The 17,572-nt window shown below is 62.9% G+C and carries 10 protein-coding genes; 2 read left to right on the top strand and 8 right to left on the bottom strand.

Translation table 11 applies throughout. The features are described 5' to 3' along the window. Window positions 1-135 precede the first annotated feature (135 nt). The 8 genes from rluB to ACN9MW_RS08585 form a co-directional block, all read right to left on the bottom strand. Window positions 136-2,151, bottom strand: a complete 2,016-nt coding sequence (rluB, locus tag ACN9MW_RS08620; RefSeq protein ID WP_426169823.1) for a 23S rRNA pseudouridine(2605) synthase RluB — start codon at window positions 2,149-2,151, stop codon at window positions 136-138. Then, window positions 2,138-2,872: an SMC-Scp complex subunit ScpB gene (gene scpB / locus ACN9MW_RS08615; RefSeq protein WP_426169820.1), complete on the bottom strand. Its 735-nt coding sequence runs from the start codon at window positions 2,870-2,872 to the stop codon at window positions 2,138-2,140. Before scpB ends, rluB begins: the two co-directional genes overlap by 14 nt. A 177-nt stretch (window positions 2,873-3,049) precedes the next feature. After that, window positions 3,050-4,060, bottom strand: coding sequence for a glucokinase (locus ACN9MW_RS08610; protein ID WP_426169817.1), 1,011 nt, complete (start codon window positions 4,058-4,060; stop codon window positions 3,050-3,052). A gap of 245 nt (window positions 4,061-4,305) precedes the next feature. After that, window positions 4,306-5,295: a VTT domain-containing protein gene (locus tag ACN9MW_RS08605; RefSeq protein WP_426169814.1), complete on the bottom strand. Its 990-nt coding sequence runs from the start codon at window positions 5,293-5,295 to the stop codon at window positions 4,306-4,308. Window positions 5,296-5,324: 29 nt separating this feature from the next. Next, complete coding sequence (locus tag ACN9MW_RS08600; protein WP_426169811.1) at window positions 5,325-7,547, bottom strand: response regulator; 2,223 nt, start codon at window positions 7,545-7,547, stop codon at window positions 5,325-5,327. 70 nt (window positions 7,548-7,617) lie between these two features. Continuing rightward, entirely contained in the window at window positions 7,618-9,291 is a 1,674-nt protein-coding gene (locus ACN9MW_RS08595; protein WP_426169809.1) for an ABC transporter ATP-binding protein, read from the bottom strand. 1 nt (window position 9,292) lies between these two features. After that, window positions 9,293-10,324, bottom strand: a complete 1,032-nt coding sequence (locus tag ACN9MW_RS08590) for an ABC transporter permease (RefSeq protein ID WP_426169807.1) — start codon at window positions 10,322-10,324, stop codon at window positions 9,293-9,295. A gap of 12 nt (window positions 10,325-10,336) precedes the next feature. Further along, window positions 10,337-11,272, bottom strand: coding sequence for an ABC transporter permease (locus ACN9MW_RS08585; RefSeq protein ID WP_426169804.1), 936 nt, complete (start codon window positions 11,270-11,272; stop codon window positions 10,337-10,339). Between the two features lie 241 nt (window positions 11,273-11,513). Here ACN9MW_RS08585 and ACN9MW_RS08580 point away from each other — a divergent pair, with 241 nt between their 5' ends. Together ACN9MW_RS08580 and ACN9MW_RS08575 are read left to right on the top strand one after the other, a co-directional pair. After that, entirely contained in the window at window positions 11,514-14,282 is a 2,769-nt protein-coding gene (locus ACN9MW_RS08580) for a TonB-dependent receptor (protein WP_426169802.1), read from the top strand. 366 nt (window positions 14,283-14,648) lie between these two features. After that, complete coding sequence (locus tag ACN9MW_RS08575; RefSeq protein WP_426169799.1) at window positions 14,649-17,546, top strand: TonB-dependent receptor; 2,898 nt, start codon at window positions 14,649-14,651, stop codon at window positions 17,544-17,546. Window positions 17,547-17,572: the final 26 nt, after the last annotated feature.

The raw sequence follows: 17,572 nt of genomic DNA, 5'->3' as shown, positions 1-17,572 counted from the left end.
CAAAAACCAACACCTTAAACCGGCACTGCAGTCGGACGGCCGCCCCGTCCGACCCGCGGGGGCAGACACTTGTACGCTACTGCCGCTGGCTGGGCAGGTGTCTGACCCTGCGGGTCAGACACCGGTTTACCGGTTTTAGCCCTTACGGCGGCGCGGCATGCCATGGTCCGAAGCCCCGCCGCGCGGCTGGTGCCCGCCGCGGCGCTGCTGCCCCTGGCCGTGGCCGTGGCCCTGGCCAGCGAAGCCAAAAGTCGTCATCAGCGGATCCGGCTGGCGAGGACCGCTACCCTGCCCCTTGCCTTTACCCTTACCCTTGCCGCCGCCAGCACCACCGGCGCCACGGCCACCCGGCTGCTGGTCACCGAATCCGGTGAAGCCGCCGCCATGACGCGGCGCACCATAGAACGCCCCCTGCCCCTGGTTGCGGCCACCGCGCGGCGCCTGCGGGAAAGGATCGGCATTCTTGTTGCTCACATCCATGCGGTTGCCATTCGGCTCGCGCTCACGTTCACGCTTGCCCTGGCCTTGACCCGGACCGCCCTGCGGCTTCTTACCCTCGCCAGCACCAGCGCCGGCGCTGCCTTCTTTCTTGAAGCCGACAGCCGTCAGCAGGTCGCGCACCGAATTCTCTTCCATCTCTTCCCAGCGACCGCGCTTCAAGTTCGAAGGCAAGGTCAGCGCGCCGTAACGGGTACGGATCAGGCGCGACACGGTCAGGCCGATCGCCTCGAACATGCGGCGTACCTCGCGGTTACGGCCTTCGCCGATCACCACCCGGTACCACTTGTTGACGCCTTCACCGCCGCCATCGGCGATCTTGGTGAACTGCGCCATGCCGTCTTCCAGTTCGACGCCGGCCAGCAGTTTCTGGCGCATGCCCTCTTCCAGCTCACCCAGGGTGCGCACCGCGTATTCACGGTCGATGTTGTAGCGCGGGTGCATCAGGCGGTTGGCCAGGTCACCGGAGGTGGTGAACAGCAGCAGGCCTTCGGTGTTGAAGTCCAGGCGGCCAACGGCCAGCCATTTGCCGGTCTTCATGGTCGGCAGGCGATCGAACACCGATGGGCGGCCATCCGGGTCGTCGTGCGACACGATTTCGCCGGCCGGCTTGTGGTATACCAGGACGCGCGGCGGCTTCTTGGAAACCTTGCGCTGCACCAGCTTGCCGTTGATGCGCACTGCGTCGGTCGGCAGGATGCGCTGGCCGATGTGGGCCGGCTCACCGTTCACCGACACGCGGCCGGCGATGATCAGTTCTTCCATGTCGCGGCGCGAACCCATGCCCGCTTCCGCCAGCACCTTGTGCAGCTTCGGCGCATCGTCTTCCGCCGTCAGGTCGCGGCGCGCCTTGACCGGCTTGCCGGAACCGCCCTCGTCGCGGTCGAACGCGTCGGAGGTCACGAAAGAGAACACCGCATCGGCTTCGGACGACTTGTCCTTGGCCTTCATCTTGTTGCCGAAGGCGCCCGGCACGCGTTGCTTGCCCTGGCCGCCCTTGCCTTGACCTTGGCCCTGCCCGCCCTCGCCGACTTGCGCGCCCTGGCCTTCGCCGTGCGCCTGCTTGCCGTGCTTGCCCTTCTTGCCTTTGTGCTTACCGTGCTTGTCGTGGCGCTTTTCAGCAGGGACTGCGCTTGGCCATGGGCTCGCACCCTCGCCGCCTTCAGCGGCGGCCGGCGCGGCGCCTTCGGCAGGCGCTGCTTCGGCGCCGAGTGCCGCTGCCGCCACGGCAGCCTTTTCAGCCTGGCGCAGTGCGCGCTGTTCGCGCATCTGGCGCGGGCCGCGCGGCGCACGACCACGATCCTTGCCCTGGCCTTCCCCGCCTTCGCCGGCCTGCGCAGTTTCCACCGGCGCCGATGCAACCGGCGCTGGAGCGGCTTCCGCAACCGGCGCCGCTTCCGCTGCTACAGCCTTTTTGGCACGCGGCTTTTTGACCGGAGCCGCTTCCGCGCTCGCAGCAGGCTGCTCGCCCGCCACAGCTTCGGCCGCAGTTGCGGCTTTGGTACGGCGCTTGGGCTTTGGCATTTCGCCGGCTGCCAAAGCGGCAGCGTTGTCAGCCTCGATCTGCGCCTTGGTGCGGCGTTTCGGCTTGGCGGGTGCGGTCTCGGCGGCTGCCGGGGTACCGGTTTCTGGGGAGTTATCAGGCTTGTTCATTATTCGTTTCTGCTAAGGGCTCGACGTTATCGGGCGCCGGGTCATCTGTTACCGGCGGCGCCTCGTCTGGCGTCGCCTCTTTCTCTTCTTCTGCTGCTTGTGCTTCGTGCGCCGCCTTCTCGAAGTTCTCGGTCAGTCGAGCCTCCAGCACTTCCAGCGGATTTTCATTCTGCGTATCGCTGATCTGCTGCAACGGCGGCAGTTGCGACAGCGATTCCAGCCCTAGGTCGTCCAGGAACTGCTTGGTCGTGCCCAGCAAGGCCGGGCGGCCCAGAACATCGCGATAGCCGACCGTATCGACCCAGCCGCGGTCTTCCAGCATCTTGATCGTCTGCGAGTTCACCGCAACGCCGCGGATTTCCTCGATATCGCCGCGGGTTACCGGCTGGCGGTAAGCGATGATGGCCAGCGTTTCCAGCGTGGCGCGCGAATATTTCTGCGGTTTTTCCGGATTCAGGCGATCCAGGTACAACTTCATTTCAGGCCGGCTCTGGAAGCGCCAGCCGCTGGAGAGGCTGACCACCTCAATGCCGCGCCCTTGCCAATCCTGGCGCAACTCTTCCAGCAATTCCTTGATCGTATCAGCGCCGACCCCAGCTCCGAGCGGATTGCCCTGGTCGTCGGTTTCGACGTACAGCTTTTTCAGGCTGTGGATCGATAAGGGTTCACGGGCGCATAGCAGCGCAGCTTCGAGGACTTTCTTAGCCTCTGCATTATCCATACACTACATTTGGTTGTGTAACTAAGTAAGAAGGCGCCGGACCGCTACGCGCCGGGGCGAGAGTCTCAGGTGGAGAGCGTTTTCAGGGCGAAAACAAGGCGGACGACAGGCGCCGCTTCATCCAACTTGGCCAATTGTACCTGATAAAAGTCAGGAGAAGTGTAAAAGCCTGCTCGCTTAGCCGGCCAGGCGCTCGGCCAGGATTGCCGAAACACCAACAAAAGCCGGGTACTCGGCAGTGATCACATAGGTAGGAATCGCCGCCAGGTATTTGTTGAAGCGCCCTTTTTCCTCAAAACGGGCGCGGAAGCCGGAACGGTCGAAGCGCTCGCCCAGGCGCGGCACGATGCCGCCGCCAATATAGATGCCGCCCGTCGCGCCCAGTGTCACGCCGAGGTTGCCGGCAATGGTGCCCAGCATGGTGCAGAAGTGCTCAATCACATCGTCGCACAGCGGGCACTCGCCGGTCAGCGCGCGGCGCGCAATCTCCGGCGCCGGCAGTACCGGCTCCTCATGGCCGCGCTGGGCCACCAGCGCGCGGTAAATCAGTTCGATGCCGACGCCGGACAGCAAGCGCTCCGCCGACACATGCGGGAATTCGGTCCAGGCATATTGCAGGATCGCCACCTCTTCCGGATTCATCGGCGGGAAGCTGACATGGCCGCCCTCGCTCAGCAGTGCGGTCCAGCCGGCTGCCGACGGGATCAGGCCCGACACGCCCAGGCCGGTGCCGGCGCCGATCAGGCCAAGCGGCGCGCCGGCTTGCGGCGTGCCGCTACCGACCTGGCGCTTCTGGTCATCCGCCAGCAGCGGCAGCGAGCGCGCCAGCGCGGTGAAATCATTGGCCACCACCAGCACCTCGAAGCCCACTTCCAGGCGCAATGCCTCGATCGAAAACTCCCAATGGTGATTGGTCATCTTGACGTAATCGCCATTGACCGGATTGGCGATCGCAATCGCACCATGACGCACGCCCAGGCCGGCAGCCGCCACCACATCCGGCAGCGCCAGGTAAGCCCTTAGCGCATCGGCCAGCGTTGCATAAGCTGCGCCGGACAGCACGTGGATATGCTCAATCCTGCCTGGCGCCAGTTCCAGGGCAAACCGGGCATTGGTCCCACCCACATCGGCCAGCAGGCGCGGGCTTTGGAAGAAGGCAGGCGTGACAGGGATGGTCTGGGCAGTCATGGGCACAAGCGATTAAGTTGAGCCTTAATCCTAAGGGATTTGTTAGCCGAGACGCAAGGAATTCTTTGTAGTTTGAGTACAAGAAACGTAAAAATTAGGTACACACACTACATTACGCGATATTTCGACGGTAGTATGACTACTCCAGCTTGCGTAAAAAAAGTCGGGGTCAGGTCTGGCAATCCGCCAAAAAAGGCACGCACGTGCCTTTTTTGGCGGATTGCCAGACCTGACCCCGACTTTAATTAATGACGGGAGTCGGCGGGGGTGAGGCTGTCGGGGGTCTGTTCGGCGATCACGGCGGATTCGCCCTCGCTGCGGAAGGCGGTATTCCAGGCATCGAGGCCGCCGTGCAAGGGCTTGGCGCGCTTGTAGCCGTGGGAGTGGAGCTGCTTGGCGACCTTGGCGGCGGTGACGTCGTTCGGGCAGCTGCAGTAGACGATGATGTGGCGGTCCTTCGGCAGGGATTTGATCACGGCCAGCGGGTCGCTGGCGCCTACCAGCAGGGCGCCCGGCACCGGCGGATCCAGCAATTGTGCGGTGGCGCTGCGGGCATCGACCATTACCGGATCATGGCCCGAATCGAGCAACTCTTTCAGTTCGTCGATGCTGATGCGCTCGGTCTGCATGGCCTTCTGGAAGCGGCGCCGCTCGATGAACTTGGCCAGCACGAACAGGCCGAGCAGGATAGCCAGCACCGTCAGCGCGGTCGACCCCATGGTCGACAGCACGTCCAGCACCTTGTCCACGTCGGCATGGAAATAGGCCCCGATCAGCAGTCCGGTGGCGCTCCACAGCAGGCCGCCCAGTAGGCTGAAACCGAGGAAGGTGGGCACGCCGGTGCCCAGCGCGCCTGCCATCGGTGGGGCAATGGTGTTGAAGCCGGGGATGAATTTGGCCACCACCATCGACTTCGGCCCCCATTTGCGGAAGTTGTCTTCCGTCTGGCTGACGCAGTAGTCCGGCGACAGCGAAATCTTGCACAGCAGCTTGAGGATGCGCTTGCCAAAACGGCGGCCGGCGCGGAACCAGAAGAAATCGCTGAGCAGGCATGCCAGCATGGCAACGCCCAGCACCACCGGAAACGGCGCGCTATTGCCATTATCGATGGCCAGCGCACCGGCCACGATCAGCACCGGATAGGCAGGAATTGGCAACCCCATCTGTTCGACCAGCACCACGGCAAAGACGATCAGGACACCATACTGCTGCAACAAGGATATTAGGTTAGCCATAGTTCGACTATGGTAGCGCAAAACGAGGGCTAAGGCAGGGCTCCCTCGACGTACTGCAGCGACAGCTGTTGCTGCAGCATCCGGAACAGCCTGTCCTGTTCCACCGGCTTGTGCAGGAAGTCGTCGGCGCCGGCCGCCAGGGCCTGTTGCCGCTCGCCGCCAAAGGCCGTTGCCGCCATCAACACCACGCGCGGCTGCGGCAGGCTGTGATCGGCGCGCAGGCGGCGCGTTGCTTCCAGCCCGTCCAGCACTGGCAGGCGCCAGTCCATCAATACCAGTTCCGGCTGCGACTTGGCGATGACATCCAGTGCCTCCATGCCATCGGACGCCTCCTGAACCTCGAAGCCGGCCGGCAGCAGCATGCTGCGCAACAGGTGGCGGCCCTCGACACCGTCATCCACCACCAGGATGCGCCGGCCCTGGTGCATCGGCGCCAGCTGCGGCAGGCGCGCCAGGGGCTCGCCGGCATCGGCCTCTTCCGCCTCGATGGTAAAGCGGAATACCGTGCCCGCTCCCGGCCTCGGCCCGGGCTCGACTTCCAGCTCGCCGCCCATGATGCGCACGTACTGGCGCGAAATCGCCAGGCCAAGGCCGGGGTCTTCTGGAATGCCAGCCTGTCCCGCGCATACTGCAAACGCCAGGCCATGCCGCCCGCCGGGCAAGCCCGTCGGCCGCAGCGACAGCGTGATCGTGCCCTGGCGCGCATGCTTGAGGACATTGGTCACCAGGTTGAGCAGCACATGGCGCACCTTGGCGCCATCCATCATCAGCGCGCGCGGCAAGGCGCCGCATTCCATCTTCAACGCCACCCCGGCCTGCACGGCACGCTCGCCGACCATATCGCACACATCGCGCAGCAGCTGCGCCACGTCGACCGCTTCCCGGTGCAAGCTGACGCCGCCGGCCTCGATCCGCGACAGCTCGAGGATGTCGTTGATCAAGGCCAGCAAATGCTGCCCGCTGCGGTGGATGATCGCCATATTGCGTTTTTCATCGGCCGACATGGTGGTCGAATGCGCCATCAGGCGCGAAAAGCCGATCACCGAATTCAGGGGCGTACGCAGTTCATGGCTCATGGTGGACAGGAACACGCTCTTGGCGCGGCTGGCCGCCTGGGCTTCGGCGACCGCTACCGACAGGGCTGCCGTGCGTTCGCTCACCAGTTCTTCCAGGTGGCTGCGGTGGCGCCGCAACTCCTGCTCGCTTTCGGTAGCCTCGGTGACGTCGATGCTGACGCCGACCATGCGCACCACCTTGCCCTGCGCATCGCGGAAGGAGCGAGCCATTGAACGCAAGTGGCGCAGCGTGCCGTCAGGCCGGCGGATGCGGAATTGCAGGGAAAAGTCGCGCTCGCCGTTCAAGGCGGCCGCCACTTCGGCGCGCGCGCGCTCCCGGTCTTCCGGCACCACGCGCTCCAGCCAGGCCTTGTAGTTGCCGCCGCCCAGCCGGCTGCCAAGGCCGTACTGGCGCATGATCTCGTCGTCCTGCATCAATTCGTCGTAGACCACGTCCCAGTCCCAGATGCCGATGCGTGCAGCGCGGGTGGCAACGCTGAGGCGTTCCTCGCTCTCGCGCATCGCGCGGTAGCGGCTGTCGAGCAGCTCCCACATCTTGTGGATGGACTCTTTGAGGGTGCGCAGTTCGCCGTAGAAGCAGGCCTTTTGCGGCGTATCGCCCATGACGTACTGGCCTACAGCCTTCAGTGGCCGCAGGATCAGGAACCACAGCAAGCCGTACAGGCTGGTGACCAGCGCCGCGGCCAGCACCAGGATCGCCATCAGGTTGGCGCGGCGCTGGTCCTGCAATTGCTGCAGCATATAGGCTGGCGTTGCGAAAACCTTGATGGTGCCGATCGCGGCGCCATCGACGACGACCGGGCGCTGGGCCACCAGCATGTCCGGCGTGGTTGCCAGCGGCAGGCTGGTTTCAAGTTTGTCGCCGGGGCCGCGCTGCACCACCAGCTCACGCTTGCTGCCCGTGCCGTACAACACGATGGCATGCAGGTCGCGCTGGTTCATGCTGGCGCGCATGATGGACAACACTTGCTTGTCGTCGAAATTCCAGGCTGGCATGGCTACCCCCAGCGCCAACTGGTCGGCGCTGATGTTCAGCACGCGCTGCAGCTCTTGCCAGCGCTTGCTGCTCTCCGAGGAATAGGAATAAGCGGCGAACACCAGCAGCACGGCGCTGACGATGCTCGCTAACGCCACGCTGACCAATAATGCGATGGAGGCAACTTTGTTCGAACGCAAAGACCTGCTCCGGCCGGGGCGCCGCGGTATGCGGCGCGAATGACCAGTGTGCCAGCTTTGCTGGGGGCGATCAAGCAGCCCTGGGGATAGCCGCCAGCAGCGAGCGCGTGTAGGGGTGCCGCGGGTTGCGATACAGTTCGTCCGAGTCGGCCATTTCCACCACTTCACCCTTGTGCATCACCATCACCTGGTCGGAAATGTACCTGACCACCGACAGGTCGTGCGAGATGAAAATATAGGACAGGCCGAATTCGTCCTGCAGGTCCTGCAGCAGGTTCAGCACCTGGGCCTGCACCGACACGTCCAGCGCCGATACCGACTCGTCGCATACCAGGATTTCCGGCTTCATGGTCAGGCAGCGCGCGATGGCAATGCGCTGCCGCTGGCCGCCGGAGAATTCGTGCGGATAGCGATGGTAGGCTTGCTGAGGCAACCCTACCCGCTCCAGCAGCGCCAGCGCCAGCTCTACCCGCTGGGCGTCGTCGGCGCCGATGCCGTGCAGCCGCATCGGTTCCAGCAGGATCTGGCCCACGGTAAAGCGCGGGTTCAGCGAGGCATACGGGTTCTGGAAAATGATCTGGATGCGGCGCTTGAACGGGCGGAACTCCTTGTCGCTCATCGCCAGCAGGTCACGCCCCTTGAACAGGGCGCTGCCGCCGCTGGCCTGGTGCAGGCGCAGCAGCGTCAGGCCGAGCGTGGACTTGCCGCTGCCCGATTCGCCGACCACGCCCAGTGTCTTGCCGCGCGCCAGCGTGAACGAGACGTCCTTGACAGCCTGGAATTCGCGCTTACCGAACAGGCCTTCGCGCAGCCAGAAGCTCTTTTTCAGGCCCCGCACGTCCAGCACGATCTCATCGCCCGGAGCGCTGCCGCGCGCGCGCTGCGCCTGCTGCACGGCAGCGCCGAAGCGCCCTTCCATGTAGTCGCTGATCACCGGCAGGCGCACCGGGCGCGCGTCGAGCGATGGCCGGCAGTGCAGCAGCGCGCGCGTGTACAGGTCTTTCGGATCGGCGAACACCGCACGCGCATCGCCAGTTTCGCGCACTTCGCCGTGCCGCATCACGATCACGTCATCGGCAATTTCCGCCACCAGGCCCAGGTCGTGGGTGATGAACAGCACCGACATCCGGTGTTTCTTCTGCAGCCCGGCAATCAGTTCCATGATCTGCTTCTGGATCGTGACATCCAGTGCGGTAGTGGGCTCGTCGGCGATCAGCAGCTTGGGCCTGCAGGCTATCGCCATGGCGATCATCACCCTTTGCTGCTGGCCGCCCGACAACTGGCTCGGATAGGCGTCGATCCTGGCCGCCGGATCGGGGATGCCCACCTCTTCCAGCAACTCCAGCGTGCGGGCGCGGGCGCTGCGCCGGTCCATGCCCATATGCAGGCGCAGCACTTCGCCGACCTGGAAGCCGACCGTGAACACGGGGTTCAGCGAGGACATCGGTTCCTGGAAAATTATCGCAATATCCCTGCCGCACATGGCGCGGCGTTCACGTGCCGGCTGGTGCAGCACTTCGCGGCCCTCGAACAGCACGCTGCTTTGCTGGTCGATGAGGGTCGTTTGCGGCGGCAGCAGGCCCATGACAGCCAGCGAGCTGACCGACTTGCCGCTGCCCGACTCGCCCACCAGGGCGACCGTACGGTCATGCGGGATGTCGAAGGAAATGCCCTTCACCGCCTCGACAGTGTTCTTTTTGTCGGTACGGAAGCGGATACGCAAGTTGCGGACCTGTAGCAGCATGTCATTTCACCTTGGGGTCGAGCGCGTCGCGCAGGGCGTCGGCAAACAGGGAGAAGGCCGTGACCAGCAAGGCCATGGCGCTGGCGGCAGCAGTCAGCTGCCACCATTTGCCGAGAACGAGTTCATTCTGGGCCTCGTTCAGCATGGAGCCCCAGCTCACCACGCCGACCGGCACACCAAAGCCAAGGAAGGACAGGATCACTTCGGCCTTGATGAAGCCCACCACCAGGATCGACAGCTGCACCAGGGCCACGTGGCTGACATTCGGGAAGATGTGGCTGAACATCTTGCGCCAGGCCGAAGCGCCGATGGCGTCGGCAGCCAGCACGTATTCGCGCGCCTTGTGCTTGATGTATTCGGCGCGGATCAGGCGGTATGGGCCGGTCCAGCCGGTCAATCCAAGGATCAGGACTATGGTCAGCACACCTTTCTGCTGCAGCACGGCGGCCACGGTCAGGATCATCAGGATCGAGGGGATCGAGGTAAAGACGTTGTAGAACCAGTTCAAGAAATCGTCCACCACGCCGCCGTAAAAGCCGGAAACGGCGCCGAAAAACGTGCCCAGGCCAACTGCCAGCGTGGCCGCAGCCAGGCCGACCACGATCGAGGTTTCGCCGCCCTTGATGGTTTTCCTGATGATGTCGTGGCCCCATTTGTCAGCGCCGAATGGCAGGCTCGGAGCCCGTCCTGCAGCGGGCTCGGCGACCGCTTTGCCCAGGGTGGCGCGCAGCTCACGCAGGTCTTCCGCCAGCGGGTCGAATTCATTGGGGGGTGGCGCTGCGCTGCCGGCGTTGTCGGTCCCGGCGGCGGCATCGTGCGCCACCTGCACCGCAGGCGGCGCAGCAAATGTCGGCGGCGCATAGTTGAGCGCAACCTCCTCTTCCCAGTCGGCTGCTACGATGCCGCTGGCGGAAGCTGCGAGCAGGAGCAGGAAGCCGGCTACGACCGCCAGCGCCGCCATGGCAATCCGGTCTGCCCGCAGGCGGCGCCAGGCCAGGGTCCACAGTCCGGCCGAGTCATGAATGGCATGCATGCGCTGTCCTTCTTACTTGAGCTGTACGCGCGGATCGACAGCCTGGTACAGCAGATCGGTCAGCAGGTTGAACACCATGGTCGCCACGGCTACGTAGACGGTAATCGCCTTGATCACGGGGAAATCGGAACGCTCCACCGCCAGGATCACTTCGCGCCCGATGCCCGGGATGCCGAAGAAGCGCTCCAGCAGGAAGGCGCCGATCAGCATGGCCGGCAAATTCGCCATCACGTGGGTAATGATCGGGATCGCCGCATTGCGCAGCACATGCAGCCACATCACGCGCCGCTCGGGCAAGCCCTTGGCGCGCGCCGTGCGCACGTAATCCTGCCCGACTTCGTCCAGCACGAAGCTGCGGTACAGGCGCAAGGTCGGCGCCAGCGACACAGCCAGCCCGATCAGGATGGGCAGCGCTGCGAAGCGCAGGTTCTCCGGCAAGCCGGCACCCCAGCCCTGCACCGGGAACCAGCCCGCCTTGTAGGCCAGCCAATACTGGAACACGATGATATAGACCAGGATGGAGATCGACATGCCTACCGTGCAAGCGACTATCACGGCGCGGTCGGCCAGCGAACCGCGCACGAAGGCCACCGCCAGGGCCAGTGCAATGCCCAGCACGGTTTCTAGCAAGGTCAGCGGCACCAGCACGGTCAGCGAAGGCCCCAGGCGGGAAGTGATGATGTCCGATACCGCTTCCCCGGTGGCCCAGCTCTGGCCAAAATCGAAAGTCGCGATCTGCTTCAGGAAAATTCCCAGCTGAACGTACCAGGGCTGGTCCACGCCAAGCTGGCGGCGAATATTGTCGATGCTGGCGGCGTCGGACATCTTGCCGGCCAGGATATAGGCAGGATCGCCACCTACCCAGTTGAACAGCACGAACACCAGTAACACAACACCCAGCAGTGTCGGCGCCATTTGCCAGATGCGGCGTATTAAAAATGAAATCATCCTCGGTAATCAATCTATAACTGGTTCACTTGCTATCGTTTCATAAATGAGACGGATCTTCTCAAAATTGTATCGTTGGCCAGTTTTTAATTGACGCAATATTAGTCCAAATGCTCTCATCTTTCCCCGAGGAATCACATAGATGGTTCCTTCCAATGGGAGCGCCGAAGCAGTAGTCAAAAGCTGTAGCTCGTCTTTTTATTCCAAATTTTTGGAGATAGCAAACATGATGGAAAAAATCATGGCTCGTTCCGTACGGCTGGTTTGCGCCGGCGGTATGCTGGCCACCATAGCCGCCCCTGTCTTTGCGCAGGAAGCCCCGGCGCCAATGCAGCGCGTGGAAGTGACCGGCTCGAGCATCAAGCGTGCGACCCAGGAAACTGCATCGCCCATCCAGGTCATCAGCAAGGAAGACTTGATGAAGTCCGGCAAGGCAACCGTGGCCGAATACCTGCAGACCCTGACCGTTGACGGCGCCGGTTCGCTGCCGACTGGTTTCGGCAACGGCTTCGCTGCTGGCTCCACCGCGATTTCCCTGCGCGGCCTCGGTGCGACGTCGACCCTGGTACTGTTGAACGGCCGCCGCATGGCCCCATTCGCACGTGCCGACGACGGCCAGAAGAGCTTTACCGACCTGTCCACGGTGCCGATGCAGATCGTCGAGCGCATTGAAATCCTGAAAGACGGCGCTTCCTCCACCTACGGCGCAGACGCAATCGCCGGCGTGGTCAACATCATCCTGCGCAAGGACTTCGAGGGCCTGCAAGTCAAGGGTGATACCGGCTGGTCGCGCTACGACGACGGCAAGCAGAACAAGGCTTCCATCACCTACGGGCTGGGCAACCTGGACGAAGACAAGTACAACTGGGTGGTCAATGCCGAGTTCACGGATTCGGACCGTATCAAGAACAGCGACCGCAAGGACCGCGGCCACATCGGCAAGGGCGACCTGCGTCCGTACGGCTTCCCGGTCGGCACCCAGTTCGCCGGCGGCTACATCGCCGGCAACAACAACGCTTCGGCTGGTCCAGCCGGCGCGATCCGCAATCCGGCCACCCTGGATTACGTCGGCCTGCCTGGCTGCTCCACCCTGAGCGCCACCAAGGACCAGACCGGCGCCAACGGCGGCTGCCTGTGGCATCAGGATCAGTTCCGCGACATGCAGCCGGAGATCGAATCGGTCAACCTGTACACGCGCGGCACCTGGCAGGTCAATGGCGACACCCAGGTGTACGCTGAAGCCGGCTACTCGAAGCGCGATACCGCCTTCACCATGACGCCGCCATCGATCACGCCAACGGTGGCTTTCCCGCCGAATGCCGCCAACCCGCTGGGTTTCGTCAACTACGGCGCGCTGGCATTGATGGGCGCAAACCACCCGCAGAACCCATATGGCGTGGCGACCCGCGTGCGCTACACCGCGTTTGATATCGGCCCAAGCACCCGCTCGGCCAACAACGAGTTCAATCGCTTCGTGGTGGGAATCAAAGGCGCGGTCGCCGGCTGGGACTACGACGCTGGCCTGACCCACTCCAAGTCCAAGCTGCACCTGGACTACAGCAATATGCTGAACCTGAACGTGCTGCGCACGGCAATGCGCGATCCGACCCAGTACGGCTGGTACTACATCGGCACCGAAGCGTCCAAGAACTCGGCTGCCCTGTACTCTGCCCTGGTCACCAACGCGACCTCGGATTCGACCACCAAGCTGGACGTGATCGACTTCCACGCTTCGCGTGAACTGTTCGCCCTGCCAGGCGGCAACCTGGGCCTGGCAGTCGGCGCCGAACACCGCCGTGAAAAGCTGGAAAACCCGTCGCTGTCTGGCTCGATCGACGGTTCGATCAACTCTTCCTACGTTGCAGCCTTCGGCGACAACAAGGTATCGGCAGTCTTCCTCGAACTGGCCGCCCCGGTGCTGAAAGGCCTGGAACTGAGCGCTGCCGTACGTTACGACAAGTACGACAGTTTCAATTCCACTACGCCTAAAGCCGGCTTCAAATGGACCCCGGTCAAGTCCTTCGCCCTGCGCGGTACTTACACCGAAGGCTTCCGTGCTCCTGGCCCAGCGGAAGGTTCCCCGCTGTCGCAATCGACCGGCACTTCCACCGTTACCGATCCAATCCGCTGCCCGAACGGCAAAACGCCGGCACCTGGCGGTGCTACCTCGACCGACTGCGGCATTCCGGTTGCAGCTGTGAAGGTTGGCTCCTCTGCCCTGAAACCTGAAACCTCCAAGGGCTCGACCCTGGGCATCGTGTGGGACCCGTTCGACGGCACCAGCCTGGCGCTCGATGCGTGGAAGATCAAGCGTAGCAACGAGATCAACCCGCTGCCATACAACGAAGCAGCTGCCCTGCCAACCGCCATCCGCAACGACAACAACCTGGTCGTCAACGGCGTCGTGATCCCGAATTCGGGCACCCTGGTGCTGACACAGGCGCCGTACCGCAACTCCAGCTTCACCGAAGTCAGCGGCGTGGACCTGGATGTCAAGCAGCGCATCCGCCTGGGCGAGTACGGCCGCGCAACTGTGGGCTTCGTATGGACCCATACCGCGACCTGGAAGCGTCACGAGTCCGCCACTACCGTGTACCAGTTCAACGGCACCCACGGCAACTGCGACACTTCAAACTGCGCCGGCACGCCTAAGAACAAGATGAACCTGAACGCATCTTGGGACTTCCGTGACTGGAACGTTGCCGGTATCGTCAACTACCGCGATAGCATGGAGAACGTCAAGTTCGCCGGTGATCCTTGCGCCTCCACCCTGGCCAACGGCCAGCCGGGCACCAACGGCTGCAAGATCGCCTCGTTCACCACCCTGGACCTGTCGGCGCGCTACAACGTGAACCAGCAGTTCACGGTGTTCGCTTCGATCAACAACGTGACCGACAAGATCGCGCCGCTGGACCCACTGACCTACGGCGGCATGAGCTACAACCCGATGGACGCTTCCGGCGCCATTGGCCGCTACTTCAAGCTCGGCGCGCAGTACAAGTTCTTCTAAGCCACGAGGCTTGAAGCACTCCCAAAACGGCACTTCGGTGCCGTTTTTTTTTCACCCCTGCCGCAAGTTGTGTACACAAGGCGCATGTTTCTAAATAGTTACAATAAGAAATATTCAGTAGCAGAGCGATTGCGCCTTTCTGGCAAAAAGGAGCCAAATCCTTCCAACTACCAAGTAAAGATCTTCATCTCAGGCCAACTTCCCACACGCCTGGAGCCAGCCATTGTTGCGCTTTCGTAACAGTCTGTGGCTTTTTGTATCGAAAAGATTGCAAGACGAGAACACTTGCAAGAAAGTACTAGCAGCCTATTGCTAGGTTTTGCGCAAATGCAAAGAACAGTCCACCTTCTGGGAGATCAAAGAATTATGATGAAAGAGAACAGCCTGTCGTATGCAATCCGCCTGGCCTGCGCCAGCGGCTTGCTGGCAGCCGGAGTCTGTGCACCAGTTTTCGCCCAGCAAACTGACGCTGCCATCCAGCGCGTTGAAATTACCGGTTCGTCGATCAAACGCATTGCCCAAGAGGGTGCGTTGCCGATCCAAACCCTGAGCCGCAAGGACATCGATCAAACCGGCGTGCAGAACGTGGCCGACCTGGTTGCCCTGCTGCCTTCGATGCAGGGCATGATCACCTCGTCCGCTTCCATCAACGGCGGCGGCGGCGGCGTGCAGAGCGCATCGGTGCACTCGATCGGTACCGACTATACCCTGGTGCTGCTGAACGGCAAGCGCATGGCGCCTTATGGCACCGGCAGCGCCGTCAACCTGGCATCGATCCCGCTGGCAGCGGTTGAGCGCGTCGAGATCCTGACCGACGGCGCCTCCACGCTGTACGGCTCGGACGCCATCGCCGGCGTGGTCAACTTCATCCTGAAGAAAAACCAGAACGACCTGAACATCGACGCCACTTACAACCGCCCGCAACATAAAGGCGGCCAGAGCGCCAACGTCTCGATCACCAAAGGCTTCGGCAACTATGATAGCGACGGCTTCAACGTCATGCTGGCGTACAGCCACGACCAGAGCAAGGCACTGAACGCCACCCAGCGCCCGTTCGCCAACTCCGGCGTGGTCAAGTTCAGCAAGGACGGCAAGCAATATGCGACCTGGCAGAACTCGATCAACTCGATCCCGGCCAATGCCGACGTGTTCAACGGTCCCGATGTCGAAGCAACGTTCTCGCCGGACCTGGTCAACAACGGCAAGTGCAGCGGCCCCAACACGTTCGCGCGCAGCGGCGTTTGCCGCTACGACTATGCGGCAACCGTGGAACTGCTGCCTGAGCTGAAGCGTGACAGCCTGTTCACTTCCGGCGCGCTGAAGATCTCCGACAAGACCCGCCTGACCGGCGAGTTCGTCTATTCCAAGTTCACCAGCACCGCACGCTACGCGGCACCGGCGCAGCCGCTGACCACCATGAGCACCGATCCGGAAACCCACGTGAAGACCATCAGCCCGGTCTACATCGTGCCTTACAAGAAGTCGGTTGAGCCGCTGCTGGCTGGCCAGGGCATCGACCCGAACGCCGTGACCGACGCCTACCTGTACTACCGTGCGCGTGACGCGGGCGGCCGTACCGATGACTGGGGCACCAAGGCCCTGCACTTCTCCGTCGGCCTGGACTCCGAGTTCGCTGGCTGGGACGTCGGCGCAGCCTACACCCATTCGCAGAACAAGCAGACCGACAAGGCTGCAGGCGGCTACATGAGCGGCGACAAGTTCGAAGCCCTGGTCCAGTCCGGCGCTTACAACCCTTACGTCTTCGACCCGAATGCCGCTTCCATCCTGGCGCCGGCTGTGCTGCATGAAAACCTGTCGACCACCAAGTCCAAGCTGGACGTGCTGAGCGCCCACGCATCGCGTGAAGTGTTCGCCATGGCAGGCGGCAATGCCGCCCTGGGCCTGGGTGCCGACTACACCATGCAGAAGTATGAAGACTCGCCGAGCAGGATCGTGATGGGCCCTGGCCCAGGCAATCCGGGCTGGACCGACACCGTCATCGGCGGCAGCACTGGCTCCCAGCCGCTGGATGCCAAGCGCAACAACTGGGGTGCATTCGGCGAGCTGCAAATGCCTGTCATCAAAGGCCTGGACGTGACCGCTTCGGCGCGTTATGACAGCTACGACGCGGTCGACAAGCGCAATACCAGCTATGACGTAAACGGCAATCCGTCACTGGCAGGCAAGCAGGGCAAAGACGTCTCGAAGACTACCTTCAAGTTGTCCGCCCGCTGGCAGCCTTCGAAAGAAGTGATGCTGCGTGGCTCCTACGGCACCGGCTTCAAGGCGCCGACCATGAATGACATCTCCGACCCACTGAAAAACGCAGGCTCGTCGAACTTCTTCGCCTGCCCGATCAAGAACGCGGCCGACCCACGCTTCGCTTACTGCCGCGGCGTGCAGGAATACGGCCTGCTGACCGTGGGTAACCCAGGCACCGGCGCCGATGCGCTGAAGCCTGAAACCTCGAAGCAGGCGTCGATCGGCATGCGCCTGGAACCGATGGACTCGCTGTCGCTGGGCGTGGACTTCTGGGACGTGCGCCTGAAGAACCAGATCCAGAACCTGTCGCAGGACATGCTGTTCGGCACCGAAGCACTGGCCAACAAGTACGCCACCATCTACTTCGATCCGATCCAGAAATCGAAAGTCCTGGTGATGACCCAGTCGCCGCTGAACCTGGCCAGCTCGCGTTATCGCGGCATCGACCTCGATGCCACCTTCCGCGCCGCCACCCCGATCGGCAAGTTGACCACGAACTGGTCCGCCACCTATATGCTGAAGGCCGAAAAGACCGTGCCTGACGCAGACAAGCCTGGCGAAAACAAGACTGAAAGCAGCATCGCACGCTTCGACTCCTACGACGACGTGACCTTCCGCTGGATTTCGCGCCTGGTGTTCTCGCTGAAGTCGAGCGAGCAGTGGGCCAACTCGCTGACCGTGAACTACAAGTCCGGCTACGCCGACAAGAATTACACGGCCGACGATGGCCGCGTGCGCTCGGTCAACGACGACGGCACACTGGGCGGCTACGTCGACATGGAGGGCCGCAAGGTCAAGGCCTACACCACCCTCGACTGGCAGTCGAAGTACGTCTTCAACCAGAACCTGTCGATCACCGGTGGTATCCGCAACCTGCTGGACAAGGATCCGCCGCTGTCGATCCGCGACACCGGCGGCGGCAACCAGGTTGGCTACGACGGTCGCTACACCGACCCGCTGGGCCGTACCTTCTACCTGACTGCCAGCTACAAGTTCAAGTAACCCACCTTTAGCACGACTCCCGCTCC

Origin of the sequence: Pseudoduganella sp. R-34 (assembly GCF_049904655.1) — a bacterium.
GTDB lineage: Bacteria > Pseudomonadota > Gammaproteobacteria > Burkholderiales > Burkholderiaceae_D > Rugamonas.
Note: the sequence above shows the minus strand (reverse complement) of the source record. Positions and strands in the feature narration are given on the sequence as shown.